The organism is Vibrio sp. CCB-PB317 (assembly GCF_022808245.1).
Lineage (GTDB): Bacteria > Pseudomonadota > Gammaproteobacteria > Enterobacterales > Vibrionaceae > Vibrio > Vibrio diabolicus.
The window spans coordinates 161,987-175,933 of the sequence record NZ_JALGNU010000002.1 but is presented as its reverse complement, the minus strand read 5'-3'; the positions used below and the strand labels follow the sequence as shown (position 1 = coordinate 175,933).

At 44.9% G+C, this 13,947-nt stretch carries 11 protein-coding genes; 4 read left to right on the top strand and 7 right to left on the bottom strand.

The genetic code is table 11. The annotated features are described in order from the left end of the window. Positions 1-76: 76 nt before the first annotated feature. Positions 77-1,927, top strand: coding sequence for an ABC transporter ATP-binding protein (locus MTR11_RS09975; protein WP_104972120.1), 1,851 nt, complete (start codon positions 77-79; stop codon positions 1,925-1,927). Between the two features lie 591 nt (positions 1,928-2,518). Next, positions 2,519-3,226: a DUF445 domain-containing protein gene (locus tag MTR11_RS09970; RefSeq protein ID WP_005392172.1), complete on the top strand. Its 708-nt coding sequence runs from the start codon at positions 2,519-2,521 to the stop codon at positions 3,224-3,226. Positions 3,227-3,348: 122 nt separating this feature from the next. Here MTR11_RS09970 and MTR11_RS09965 read toward each other — a convergent pair whose 3' ends face one another. Then, the gene (locus MTR11_RS09965; protein WP_006740877.1) at positions 3,349-3,825 is read right to left on the bottom strand and encodes an Lrp/AsnC family transcriptional regulator; all 477 of its coding nucleotides are present in this window, start codon (positions 3,823-3,825) and stop codon (positions 3,349-3,351) included. A 290-nt stretch (positions 3,826-4,115) separates the two neighbouring features. Then, positions 4,116-4,364, bottom strand: coding sequence for a hypothetical protein (locus MTR11_RS09960; protein ID WP_243327425.1), 249 nt, complete (start codon positions 4,362-4,364; stop codon positions 4,116-4,118). A 384-nt stretch (positions 4,365-4,748) separates the two neighbouring features. On the opposite strand from MTR11_RS09960, the gene MTR11_RS09955 reads away from it, so the two are divergent. After that, positions 4,749-5,303: a GNAT family N-acetyltransferase gene (locus MTR11_RS09955; protein ID WP_243327424.1), complete on the top strand. Its 555-nt coding sequence runs from the start codon at positions 4,749-4,751 to the stop codon at positions 5,301-5,303. A 57-nt stretch (positions 5,304-5,360) separates the two neighbouring features. On the opposite strand, the gene MTR11_RS09950 is transcribed toward MTR11_RS09955, so the two are convergent. Then, entirely contained in the window at positions 5,361-5,600 is a 240-nt protein-coding gene (locus tag MTR11_RS09950; protein WP_005392166.1) for an RNA recognition motif domain-containing protein, read from the bottom strand. 182 nt (positions 5,601-5,782) lie between these two features. Between MTR11_RS09950 and MTR11_RS09945 the strand changes: the two genes are divergently transcribed. Next, positions 5,783-6,316 (top strand): GNAT family N-acetyltransferase, encoded by a 534-nt coding sequence (locus MTR11_RS09945; RefSeq protein ID WP_243327423.1) that lies wholly within the window; start codon positions 5,783-5,785, stop codon positions 6,314-6,316. Between the two features lie 123 nt (positions 6,317-6,439). Here the strand turns inward: MTR11_RS09945 and putP are convergent, their stop codons facing one another. The 4 genes from putP to MTR11_RS09925 all read right to left on the bottom strand — a co-directional run bounded on the left by putP (position 6,440) and on the right by MTR11_RS09925 (position 13,139). Beyond that, the gene (gene putP, locus MTR11_RS09940; protein ID WP_193447572.1) at positions 6,440-7,933 is read right to left on the bottom strand and encodes a sodium/proline symporter PutP; all 1,494 of its coding nucleotides are present in this window, start codon (positions 7,931-7,933) and stop codon (positions 6,440-6,442) included. Between the two features lie 136 nt (positions 7,934-8,069). Next, on the bottom strand, positions 8,070-8,777 hold the full coding sequence (locus tag MTR11_RS09935; protein ID WP_243327422.1) for a 1-pyrroline-5-carboxylate dehydrogenase: 708 nt from the start codon (positions 8,775-8,777) through the stop codon (positions 8,070-8,072). An 11-nt stretch (positions 8,778-8,788) separates the two neighbouring features. Next, the gene (putA, locus tag MTR11_RS09930) at positions 8,789-11,920 is read right to left on the bottom strand and encodes a bifunctional proline dehydrogenase/L-glutamate gamma-semialdehyde dehydrogenase PutA (protein ID WP_243327421.1); all 3,132 of its coding nucleotides are present in this window, start codon (positions 11,918-11,920) and stop codon (positions 8,789-8,791) included. A 406-nt stretch (positions 11,921-12,326) separates the two neighbouring features. Continuing rightward, on the bottom strand, positions 12,327-13,139 hold the full coding sequence (locus tag MTR11_RS09925; RefSeq protein WP_005392148.1) for an AraC family transcriptional regulator: 813 nt from the start codon (positions 13,137-13,139) through the stop codon (positions 12,327-12,329). Between the last annotated feature and the right edge of the window lie 808 nt (positions 13,140-13,947).

Genomic DNA, 13,947 nt, shown 5'->3' with positions numbered 1-13,947 from the left:
GCGGCTTCGTCCAAAGCTGCGTGAATCGATGGATTTAGCCACCCCAAATGGCACTGTTTTAACTTTAGGATGAGTTATGTTTAAACGATTTGAAGGCTTTACAGAGCCGTTCCCCAAATCCACACCAGATCAGCCTCCTTCAGGGATGCTCGCTTTTTTACGTTATTACACCCGCGGCTACGAAAAGCCTTTGATCATCATGTCTTTGATGGCCACGATTGTTGCTGTCGTTGAAGTTATGTTGTTTGGCGCGATGGGACAATTGGTTGATTGGTTGTCCACCAGCAATCCAGAAACGTTCTTGCAAGACAATAAAGCAGATTTGATTTTTTACGGAACCTTATTGTTGGTTGTCATGCCCATTTTGGTGATCGTGTATTCGTTGCTCGTTCACCAAACATTATTGGGCAACTATCCAATGTCTATCCGCTGGCTTGCACACCGGTATTTGCTCAATCAAAGCTTAAACTTCTATCAAGATGATTTTGCAGGCCGAGTTGCAACTAAAGTCATGCAAACCTCATTAGCTGTGCGCGAAACCGTCATGAAAGCTATGGATGTATTTGTTTATGTTACGGTTTACTTCACCAGTATGATCATTATGTTAGCGACGGCAGACTGGCGTTTGATGATCCCAATGATCGTCTGGCTGCTCGCTTACATCGCTATCCAAATCTATTTCGTTCCTAAGCTCAAAGACGTCGCTTCAGCGCAGGCCGATGCTCGTTCGACAATGACAGGACGCATCGTCGACAGCTATACCAATATTCAAACGGTCAAACTGTTTTCTCATAGCCAGCGCGAAACCCAATATGCTGAGCAAGGCATGAAGGGATTTTTGAATACGGTCTATCGTCAAATGCGCCTAGTGACCGGCTTCGACGTTGCTGTAGAGATCTCAAACTATATTTTGGTGTTTTCCGTTGCTGCTTTATCGATTTACCTGTGGTTGGATAGTGCCATCAGCGTTGGCGCGATTGCGATTGCTGTTAGCCTTGCATTACGCGTAAATGGTATGTCGATGTGGATCATGTGGGAAGTTGGCGCCCTCTTTGAAAATATGGGAACCGTAGTCGATGGAATGAAAACGCTCTCTAAGCCAATTGATATTAAAGATAAACCAGACGCAAAAGACTTAGTTGTCACTGAAGGTGGCATTCACTTTGATAACGTCAGCTTCCATTACGGTGAGAACAAAGGCGTGATTAGCCACCTCGATCTCAACATCAAACCAGGAGAGAAAGTCGGCTTGGTTGGGCGCTCCGGCGCCGGAAAATCAACTCTGGTGAACTTGTTACTTCGTTTCCACGATGTCGAAGACGGCAGCATTAAGATCGATGGACAGAACATCTCAGAAGTCACACAAGACTCTTTGCGTTCAAAGATCGGTATGGTGACCCAAGATACTTCTCTGCTACACCGCTCGATTCGCGACAATATTTTGTATGGCAACCCAGATGCGACAGAAGAAGATTTGCTGAAAGCCACTAAGCAAGCGCATGCCCATGAGTTTATTGAAACTCTGACCGACCCATTTGGTAATGTCGGATACGATGCGCAAGTTGGTGAACGTGGTGTGAAACTGTCTGGCGGCCAACGTCAGCGTATCGCAATATCTCGTGTGCTACTCAAAGATGCACCATTGTTGGTACTGGATGAAGCAACATCGGCTCTGGATTCAGAAGTCGAAGCAGCCATCCAGGAAAGCTTGAATGAGTTAATGCAAGGAAAAACCGTTATTGCGATTGCGCACAGATTGTCGACCATAGCACAAATGGATCGCCTCATCGTGCTAGATAAAGGCAGTATTGTTGAGCAAGGTTCTCACCAAGAGCTCATCGCGAACAACGGTATTTATGCCCAGCTTTGGGCGCATCAAACTGGCGGATTTATCGCTGAAGAGTTAGAAAATCAACACGTTTCTTAATTAGCGAGAAACCCAATAAAAACGGCGCATGAAGCGCCGTTTTTCATTTTTATTAATAAGCCTATACTCATATAGCCATTATAGTTTCTCATATATGAAACACCCTCCATGATAAAGCTCACATTTTTTCTGCTAATATACCGCCTCGTTGCGTATCCATTGCAATGAACACAATACAGAGTTTTGAGCCGTCTTCATTTGTCATTTCACTTTTTGAGAAACAGCTATACTCAATAGATGGCTTAGTTATTAGATTAACAATAAGGTAATTAGCTTATGTGTAAATGTGGTTCAATGCAGATCGTACAACTCAAACCAAGTTGGGCTGACAAGCTATTCGGCTACTCAGAAAGATGGAAATGCCAACTTTGTTGTAAGATCTACCGCATCTAAAATTAAAAATAGAATCTTAGTTTTTCTAAGAAAAAGCAGTGGCCCGACAGTAATTGTCGGGTTTTGTTTTTCTGCACATCCATTTTTATCCCTTCGCAACACGGTCACTCATCACGGCAAAACCTAGCATCTCAATGTGACTTAGGTATAGAATCAGGCCCACTTATTTATTCCGATATTCACATATAACTGGTCACTATGAACAAAAGTTTGCTAACGAATGTCCTCGCTATCGCTTTGATGGCTGGAGGTCATCAATTACAAAACGACTACCTTTGGTATGCGGGGCTGTTTGCGTTCTCAGGCGCCATCACTAACTGGCTTGCCATCCACATGCTGTTTGAAAAAGTGCCTGGATTATACGGTTCTGGCGTGATCCCCGCGCGATTTGAAGAGTTTAAACTGGCTATCAAAAACTTGATGATGGAGCAGTTCTTTACCGAAGCGAACATCGATCGATTCTTGAACAAAGAAATGGCGGGCGGTGTAAACATCGATCTTCAACCTGTGATTGAGAAAGTGGATTTAAACCCAGCGTTTGACTCTTTGGTAGAAGTGATCGAAGGCTCTCAATTTGGCGGCATGCTAGCAATGTTTGGCGGCGCGGAGGCATTACAACCTATGCGGCAGCCTTTCGTCGAAAAGATGCAAGAATCCATTATTGAGTTGAGCAAGAGCGATAACATCAAAGAAGCACTGAAAGAGCAGTTCGAATCTCCTGCTATGATGGATGAGATAAAGCAGAACATTGAAGGCATCATTGATCAGCGCTTGAGCGAATTAACACCCGCACTGGTCAAAGAAATGGTGCAAAAAATGATTAAAGAACACCTTGGCTGGCTAGTCGTTTGGGGCGGTGTTTTTGGCGGTTTAATTGGCGTTATCAGCACCTTTATCGGCGCATAGTCGCTCACCGATTTATCAAAAAGGAGCTTCGGCTCCTTTTTTGATCTTGAAAAAGTAATATGCCAAGCCACGCTAAATAATATGCTCAACGCATAAGCGCTGCAGTCATAGAATATCAGCCTCTAACCAAGAAGCTCCGGGTTTACGCCAAATCCTGTTTTATGTTCTTCAATTACCACTTCACTGCGAGTCTGGATTACGCCCGGAAGCGTGCCTAACTTACTCGACATAAACTCCTGATACGCTTTCATACTCTTAACACGAACCTTTATCATGGTATCGAAGTCCCCAGAGAGCGAATAACACTCTTCAATTTCCGGCATCAATTCGACGGCTTTCGCAAACTTTTCAAAAATGGAAAAACTGGTTTGGTCTAAGCGAATATGGATGAATACTTGCACATCCAACCCTAATTTTTCCGCATTCAGCTCCGCATGGTAGCCATTGATATACCCCTCTTTTTCTAGCCGCTTCACGCGGTCAGAACATGGCGAGGTCGTTAAGTTGATCTGCTTTGCGAGTTCAACAACTGGAATTCTGCCTCTTGAATGAAGCACTCTCAAAATGTGTAAATCAATCCGGTCCAATTGGTAACTCATTAACCACATCCTTGTAACCACTCAGGAAGCATCACATTAATCGTTGCTTAAACAATTGCAAACCATCAAATGCACAGCATGTGAAATTCAGCAGAGAATAATTAGAAAATAACTAAGGAAGGAAAGGGCTGCGATTACTGCCGCTCTCTCCATAACCGAGTATGAAGAACAAAAGTAATCTAGCGGCTCCCGTAGAGTCGCAAATTTGAAAGCGTGTGATACGCCTTTATAGATCTGGCGTGCGGGACAAGCCGCCCTGTTTAGCTATTAATCATAGCTATCGCTCTGAATTAGATAGCTGCCGACGTATGCCTGGTAGGATGAGGAATCACTTCTCCAATTGCACGATGATTACAGCATCGGCAGTAGTATTGTGGTTCCATCTCGTAGTAGTGTTCACCTGATACAAATTTCGCCATCAGCTGTGTAAAACTCACCACTTTACCTGTCAACGAATCAACGGGCTGTGGCTCGCAACGCTTCATGATCACTTTATGTTGCGTTGATTTTCTACAAGCTGCGCAATATATATCCGGCATTTCTCTTCTCCCTGTTTTTCAGTACTACTGACAATTGACATATTTTGTTCAAAATAATTCCACAATAAAAAAGCCCCTTTAATTTTTTGTGTCCTATCTTCAAAAAATTGGACGAAAGTATCAAAAAATTGAGACATTGGTCAGACCTCAACTTTTGTACCATTATTATGAACGAACGCGCTTATGTGTGTAATAATACGACACATCACACATAACCAATTGTGGCTACTCGCTATTTCAATCTGCAATGATCAATTTTATGGCGTTTTAAATATGGCTTTCACTCACATTTTCGATTCAGGCATTACTTGGTTGTTTAAACACGCCTGATTTACAGTGTGAATCTGCAATTTCCACAATACTGACTCATCTCAAGGACGCACGATGACGCTTCAACCAACGCTCACTACAGAAAGGCTTATTCTTCGCCCATTTCATCCGGCAGACAGCGCAACAGTCGCACGACTCGCAGGAGACAAGAGCATTGCTGATATGACCGCAAACATTCCTCATCCCTATGAAGAGCCGATGGCACAAATTTGGATTAAGAGCCATGTTGGCGTATATCACCAACGTAGTGGGGTCATATATGCTATTACTCTACGTCAAGACGAAGCGTTAATTGGTGCTGTTAGTCTGCTAAACATCTCGGAGGGAGTCGGCACATTAGGGTATTGGCTTGGCGTCGATTATTGGGGGAATGGGTTTGCTCAAGAAGCGTCAATGGCTTTAATTCAGTTTGCCAGACCACATTTTGAGTTATCGGGCCTAAAAGCGATGCACTTGGTCGAAAACAGACAATCCCAATCAGTCATTCAAAAGTTGGGCATGACGTATATCGACAATCACATCATCAAAATGCAGGGAAAAGAACGAGAAGTCTGCGTATACCAGCAAATATTTTCGCCTCAAGTAACCGTAGCGACCTCTCAAAATTAAGGCACTAAAAAACCAGCCTCTCAGCTGGTTTTATCTTTCACCTTGAAAGGCAAAATACTAGTCTTGTGCGACTTTCACACGAATCTTGCTCTTGTGTACTGAAGACAGGTTTAGTGCCTCCAACGCCGCAACGGCTTCGGCTTCATCCGGCATGATCACAAAACCAAACCCTTTTGATAAACCCGTTTCTTGATCAAGCACGACGGTGCAAAGCTCAACTTTGCCGTAGTTTGAGAACAGAGTACGGATGTCTTGCTCTGTCGTCTCACGAGCTAAGTTTCTTACTAGAAGTTTCATATTAAACCATTTTATGTTTATAACGCCTCAATTCTCTCAGCTTCTCCCTTACAAACCAAGTGAATAATGTTCTTGCGAAGGCTAGATGTATCTAAGTGTTTCTGTTTAAATGATTTTTAGTGATAACGCTCTGAATCCTGCATTACGAAACGATTGGAGTATAAAAGCCTAGGAGATTCGACATGGAAACCAAACGTTTAAAGCTCATCCCAGCTTGCTTGGAACGTGCAGAAGAAGCACATCAGGCCGTTGTTCGTAGCCAAAAAACGCTTGAAGTTTACCTGCCATGGGTACCTCACGTGCTCACTTTAGAAGCGATGATTGCAGGGACAGAGAAAGCCATCGCAAACTTTGAAAACTTCGAAGAAGAGTTGCGCTACTACCTAATCGACAAGGAAAGCGATCGTTTACTCGGTGCCATTGGGTTAATGATCCATGATCAAGAGATACCGGCATTTGAGATTGGCTATTGGCTTGATGATCGCGCGGTAGGCTACGGTTATATCTCTGAGGCGGTAGCGGCGATTGAAAACTATGCATTCGAAGCGTTGGACGCGAAAAGAATCACGATTTTAGCCGATGCGAATAACCGCAAAAGCCGTGCGGTTGCTGAGCGCTGTGGGTATGAGTTTGAAGGTGAGCTACGCAATGCTCGGCGTGCGTCTTCTGGCGAGCTGAGTAACACCGTCATTTACGCCAAAGTTCGTCGTGACTAACACACTCACAATGAATAAAGCGACGTGAAAATCTGGCCTCAAGCAATCACCATTAACGTTTATTAAATTCAGATAAAACAAAGCCCGCTGTATAAGCGGGCTTTGTGTTCGTAAAGGAAGTAATTAGTCTAGTTCAACTAGTTTCTTCTCGTACGATTGATGTTGGTCTAATACGTCTTGCGCAGCACCGCCCGTTGCTTTACTTACCACAATGATAGCAAGCGTAGAGAAGATGATGCCCGGTACGATTTCATACACATCAAACCAACCGCCAGTTAGCTGCTTCCAAACTACGATAGTGATACCACCAACAAGGATACCTGCTAGTGCGCCATTACGGTTCATACCGCTCCAGTAAAGGCTAAGTACAACCGCAGGACCAAATGCAGCACCGAAGCCAGCCCAAGCGTAAGAAACAAGACCAAGTACTGAACTATCTGGTGTCATTGCTAGGAATAGCGCAACAAGCGAAATCACGATAACGCCGATACGGCCAATCATTACGATTTCTTCAGAAGAGGCTTCTGGCTTGAATACTTGCTTGTAGAAATCTTCTGCAAGCGCTGAAGATGAAACAAGAAGCTGTGAGTCTGCTGTACTCATTACCGCCGCGAGGATTGCTGCTAACAACATACCCGCAACGACAGGGTGGAATACTGCGTTAACCAATAGCATGAAGATCTTCTCGCCATCTTCTAGTTGAGTGCCCGGATGACCCGTAACCCAAACCAGACCGACAAGACCAACAAGCATTGCACCAACCATAGATAGTGCAGTCCAAATCACAGCGATACGACGTGCAGTCGTTAGATCTTTGTTTGAACGAGACGCTTTAAAACGCGCTAGGATGTGTGGCTGGCCAAAGTAACCAAGACCCCATGCCGCTAAAGAGATGATCGCAATCGCAGACAGTGGTTCGCCTTTGGCGTCATTCCATAGCGTTGCAAGTTCTGGGTTGATGTCATGCAGATCAGAAGTTAGCTGACCTAGACCACCGTCCATTACTGCAACAGGAACAATCATTAGCGCAGCCGCCATTAGCAAGCCTTGCACTAAGTCAGTCCAAGATACCGCAAGGAAACCACCGAATAGTGTGTAAGAAACGACACACACCGTACCGATGATAACAGCGTAGGTGTAATCTAGACCGAATACCGTCTCAAACAGTTTGCCCCCTGCGACCAAACCTGAGCTGGTGTAGAAAAGGAAAAATAGAAGAATGAAAAACGCAGAGATTGTCTGGATCAGTTTCGACTTATCGTTGAAGCGACGTGACAGGAACTCTGGCAACGTTAACGCGTCAGTTTGGATACTGTAGGTACGTAGGCGTTTTGCACTGATGAGCCAGTTTGCCCATGTACCAAGAAGTAGACCGCCGGCTAACCAGAAGGCCTCGATACCCGCAGCGTACGCATAGCCAGGCAAGCCTAGCAGCAACCAGCCACTCATATCTGAAGCACCTGCAGATAATGCAGCAGGCCACGGACCTAGGCTACGGCCACCTAGGAAGTAATCAGATGAATTGGAAGTCCTCTTATACGCGTAAACGCCAATAGCAACCATAATCAGTAAATACGCCACAAAAGTGGACGTGATAGCAAAGCTATTTTCTATCATTAGATAGTCCTCGTTATAATTATTTCCTTCCTTGCCTGCCCTGATATTTTACCGTCTCAGCAATACATCAGAGTATAAGAAACCAATCTGGACTGGCTCTCAGTCCAGTTATTCCAGATTGGTATCACAAGTCAGGTTAGTGAGTTTCGTTCCCCAACTCGAGTAGAGTCGCGTTACCACCCACCGCGGTAATATTTATCGTTCGAGTGCGCTCGGTAATGAAGCGCAACGAGAGATGAGGATCATGAGCCAATTTCGGTGACTCTAAATCCGTTTCAGAAACTAAGCCGACGATTGCACCGTCACGCTTAGCTAGTTGAAGATTGAGCGCATGCTCAACCTGTGAACGCCCAACATAACCCACACTACGTACATCGCTCTCAAGCAACGGGGCAGACGCATCGTACGCAACAACCTGGACTAAGTTAGATGGGAAGTTTGCCAACGCTACAGCTTGCTTAACCAGTTGGTGTAGCTCTGCATTGTCACTGCAAACGACCACACTGTTGCCTGCAATTAAGGCACAGGTGATCATCGCAAAAGCACTGTATAACGCATTATCAGCAGGCTCGATGTTGTTTTCACAAATCACCAAAGCCACACCGCGTCCTGCGGCATACAGTTCGTTAGTTTCCCCTGTAGGGCCAACTAACTGGTGAGTTTCTGCAAGAAGAGTTGATGCTTGTTGCAAGTGGTAAGAAACCACTTTGGCAACGGTAGACTGCTGCCCTTCTAATGCAGATTTAAATGCCAGAACATGCTCGCATTTGTAATCAAAATCAGTCAGATTCCACTGCTCCCACGCAGAGAATGCATCTTTAAAATAGGTGATCTGATGAACCATAATGCGACTCCTTATGCGTTTTCTGCTTGAGCAAGAAGATGTTGAGTAAAGCGGAATAGGTAGTGTGGACCACCAGCTTTCGGGCCAGTACCCGACAAGCCTTGACCACCAAACGGCTGTACGCCAACCACAGCACCAACTTGGTCTCGGTTGATGTAGCAGTTACCCACTCGAGCGTGTTTCTCAATCCAACGGTACGTGGTTTCGTTACGGCTATGGATACCCATCGTCAAGCCAAAACCCGTCTTGTTGATCTGCGCAACCACGTTCGGTAATTCAGAGGCTTTAAAGCGAACAATGTGCAAGATTGGACCAAATTGTTCTTCTTTCAGCACATCGATGCCCGAGATTTCAAACGCACTTGGTGAGACAAAGTCACCATGCTGGCACGATTCGTCAAGTTGCAGCTGAGCGACTTTAGTCTGTGTTTTGCTCATTTGCTCAAGGTGAGCAAGGAGTTTTTGTTTTGCGTTGCTGTCGATAACCGGACCAACATCTGTTTTGTGTAGGTAAGGTAAACCAACATGCAGTTCATTCATCGCACCTTGAATCAGGTTGATCATACGGTCTGCAACATCTTCTTGTACAAATAGAACACGAAGGGCAGAACAACGCTGACCGGCAGATGCAAACGCTGAACGAATCACATCACGCACCACCTGCTCTGGCAATGCAGTACTGTCCACGATCATTGCGTTTTGACCACCTGTTTCCGCAATAAACGGAACCGGTTTCGCGCTGCGCTCCGCAAGCGTGACGTTAATGCGTTGCGCAGTTGCCGTTGAACCAGTGAATGCCACACCAGCAATGGCATCATGAGAAGTCAGTGCATGACCAATCTCAGCGCCGCGACCAGTAAGTAACTGAATCACACCAGCAGGGAAACCCGCATCAAGCATTAATTCAATAGCGCGAGCGGCAATTAAGCTTGTTTGCTCAGCAGGTTTGGCAACCACTGTGTTACCCGCAATCAGTGCTGCCGTTACCTGACCAAGGAAAATAGCCAGAGGGAAGTTCCAAGGGCTAATACATACAAACACACCAAGGCCTTCACGGCTAGAAATGCGTTTCACACCGTCAAAACCTTCTAGCTCAAATGGCTGTAGGTTTTGCGCTTGTTTCGCGTAATAACGACAGAAATCCACTGCTTCACGAACTTCATCAATACTATCGTGAATCGTCTTGCCCGCTTCTTTGTGACAAATCGCCACCAGCTCAGCCAGGTTTTCTTCCATTAAGTCAGCAAGCTTTTCTAAACAAGCCGCTTTTTGCTCAACAGGCACACCTTTCCAATCAGAGAAAGCGGTTTGCGCCGCATCAATTGCAGCGGAAACATGATCAAGTGTTGCAAATGCCACCTTGCCGACTTCAATTCGGCGATCGTACGGTGCGGTGATGATCTCAGCCGCATTTTCCTTGATCATGCTTTCGGCAAAACGCTCACCATTGATCATCGGGCCTGCAACCCACTGATTGTCCATGAAGCTTTCTACTTGCGCTTCAAATGGCTTCGCCTCACTGTCGATATCAATGTTGACGCCGTATGAGTTCTTACGCTCAGGGAATATATCGGCAGGTAATGGGATCTTGTCGTTGTGTAACGTGTCAAAACCCGTCAACACATCAACAGGGTGATGAGTCAACTCGTAAATCGGACAACGCGCATCAACCAATCGATGTACAAACGAGCTGTTTGCGCCATTTTCAAGCAGACGACGAACCAAGTACGGAAGAAGATCAGCATGGCTACCGACAGGAGCGTAAATACGTACTGGCTGACCGTACATTTTCATAACATGGTTATACAGTGAATCACCCATACCATGCAGGCGCTGGAACTCGTATTCTTTGTGCTCCGCCATGACAGCAATTGCCGTAACCGTGTGAGCATTGTGGCTTGCAAATTGTGGGTAGATATTACCGCGAACACCTTCGCTAAGTAGGAAACGAGCACAAGCTAGGTACGCAACGTCCGTCGCTTCTTTGCGAGTGTATACCGGGTAATTAGCGTAACCCGCTTGTTGAGACCACTTGATTTCGCTGTCCCAGTACGCGCCTTTAACCAAACGCAGCGGAATAAGGTCACCCTGCTCTTTTGCGAGTGCGTTTAGCCACACCAAGACTGGTAGAGCACGTTTTGAGTAGGCTTGAATAACCAAACCAAACTTGCCCCAACCTTTCACAAGATCGCTACGGTACACTTTCTCAAATAGCTTCAGAGAAAGCTCAAGACGATCCGCTTCTTCTGCATCGATTGTGATTGCAACGTCGACTTCAATTGCACGTTTCAATAGCTGCATTAGTGAGTCATACAACTCTGTCATTACACGTTCTTCATTTGCGACTTCGTAGCGCGGGTGTAATGCAGAAAGCTTGATGGAAATCGAAGGCGCAGGACTGGTGTCATTGCCGTAAGTTTCTCGACCTACCGCTTCGATCGCCATTAGGTAATCTTTGAAGTACTTGTTCGCGTCCGCTGTAGTTAACGCCGCTTCACCTAACATATCAAATGAGTAGGTGAAACCTTTGTCGCGCATTGGGCGACCGTTCTTTTGCGCTTCTTCTATCGTACGACCACGAACAAACTGGTGACCCATAATCTTCATTGCCTGATACATGGCTTTACGAATCACAGGCTCAGAGAATTTATTTACCAGACGGTTTACAGCCTGACCTGGGCTCTGGGTGCCTTGCTCACCAAGACCAACCACTTTACCTGTTAGCATGAGGCCCCATGTTGATGCGTTAACAAACACAGAGTCAGAGTTTTTCAGGTGAGATTTCCAGTCTGCGACGCTCAACTTATCTTTAATCAAAGAATCTGCTGTCGCGGCATCTGGGATGCGCATTAATGCTTCTGCAAGACACATCAGCAAGATACCTTCTTGAGTATCTAAGCTGTATTCCAACAATAGAGCATCAATCATCTGGATTGACTTCTTATCGGCACGAATGGCTTCGATAAGTTGGGTCGTTTGGGTAGTGATCGCCGATTTTTCATCCTCTGTCGGCGTCGCTAGTGGCAATAGTTGCTCTAGCCATTGAGACTCGTCCACCATATACAATGGCGAGATCAGTGACCACAACTTATCAAGCGGCTGCCCGATAAATTCCGGTGTCAACACGTTCGTAGCTGTAAACATGTGTGTTCCTCAATCTCACTCCTCGAAAACCGCTTCGAGGATTATCAATGGCTGGCAGTGTATTTTGAGGCCGATAAGAATACTTGTCAAAAACTACGACATTTTTGCCAAAAACTCGCTTTTATAACAAAACATCCACATAGTCACATTCAAATAGGTAATATTTTGTGTTGTAAATTTTAATTTTTTCATTGCATTCACAACAAAATGTCAGGAATATCAATAAGATTTTTGTGAAGCGCTCGTTCTAAGAGAAAATGTAGGATCAAGTGGCATATCAGTCACACCAAAGGACAGAGAATTTAACAAAACGAGAGATAGGTCACGTGAATAAAACACAAAAAAACCATGCATATTGCATGGTTTTGTTCTGATTGCTGCTAATTTGACCTAAAAATACGCGTTGTTATCCAACTTGTTTTTTATAGCGGGATGGCGATATTCCCTGTAAGCGAGTAAAAGTATGAGTAAACGTACTCTGGCTTGAGAAACCAGTGAATTCCGCAATTTGCCCTAAAGAAAGGTGGCCTTGCTCGATTAATTCACGAGCCATGTCGATACGCTTTCCGAGAACATATTGATGAGGTGTAATCCCCATCTGCTCCTTAAACAAGCAATGGAACTGACTTTCCCCAAGAAACACTCGTCCCGCTAACTGAGCCACACTGATCTTATGGCTAAGGTGCTGCTCGATGTAGCGATCAATCGCCTCCAAATCAAAGCGTGACTCTTTTCGGCTAGTCTCAAATGCAGAGATATGGCGCTGCATCAATGCAATCACGGTGTCATTACACGCGCGACTAAGCAGCAGATCATCAGGATGGTTACGCATTTCCTGTACCAACATCTGTATCAGCTTCTGAATTTGACCGTCTAACTGAAAGTAGACATGGTCTCTCTCCAGATTATTGATTTTCTGCAGCATTTCAGGATCATCATTTGTCGGTTTCGGCATATTCAGCACCAAAATATCCGATTGATTAATGACGCCACCGAAAGCATGATCAGAGCATGCGGTTACCACACAACCTTGGCCAGGACCGACAAGATTACCTCGTCCACGCACTTCAAATTCGGCTTGTCCTTTTAAACCAATCACGATCTGTGTGTAAGAATGATCATGGCAATCCATATAAGACGGAAGTGTGATCAGTTCTGCTGGCTTAGGCAGCATAATCTCTTGATATGGCAGGGCTTTGGGGTTATCTGAATCACTCATTTTAAACAGTCGTCTTTACACGGTCAGCTTCCGTCTTGGCATCATATACCTTCCTTGTTGGGTTGCAACTTTTCCCCAACTCAATCGCACAAGATCAAAACAGCATGATCAAGTTCGTTTACATGATCATAGTTCCGGAACGATGATCATGCGAGGTTAACTTACGGTCAATGAGCAACCAATTTTATTAATAAAAACGGATAGATAGAAGCACCTTACGTATACATAACCAATAGATATAAAGATCCTTGCTACCGAACAATCCGTTATTTGGTAGAACACTGCGGTTCAAAATAGATAAATCGCCTCATAAACAGATCAAAGCCACCTCTTGAAATCAACATAGAGGGATTTCCCCCCTTACTAATATGCTTCTGATTCAATACATTAGTCCTCGAGCTTTAAGATGCATACGATCTAAAGCTCTCGGTATCTCATTGATACCTCTAACTTACTTAGCAGACCCTCGCTAGGTAATTTAGAACCTCTTCTACACGTCGACAAGATTATATCTTGTGTTGCCAGCCCGTCTTCAGGCTGGCTTTTTTTTCGCTTCTCAACAATGAAAACAATGGCATAAGCTGATATTATAGCTTTCGTCTCACTGTCCCTCTCATATGACTTAGGCGCCGTTCTCCCTCTCGATGAGTGATATGAACGCCAATTAAATTACAACTGAGTTGTAGGAAGCATGATCAAGGACGATACGAGTTGTAAGCCGAACATCAGGCGGACATCCGTGAGCACACATATCTGTAATGAAACAGACCATTTTCCCAATTAAATTCTTCGTTCAATTTCGTTGTTG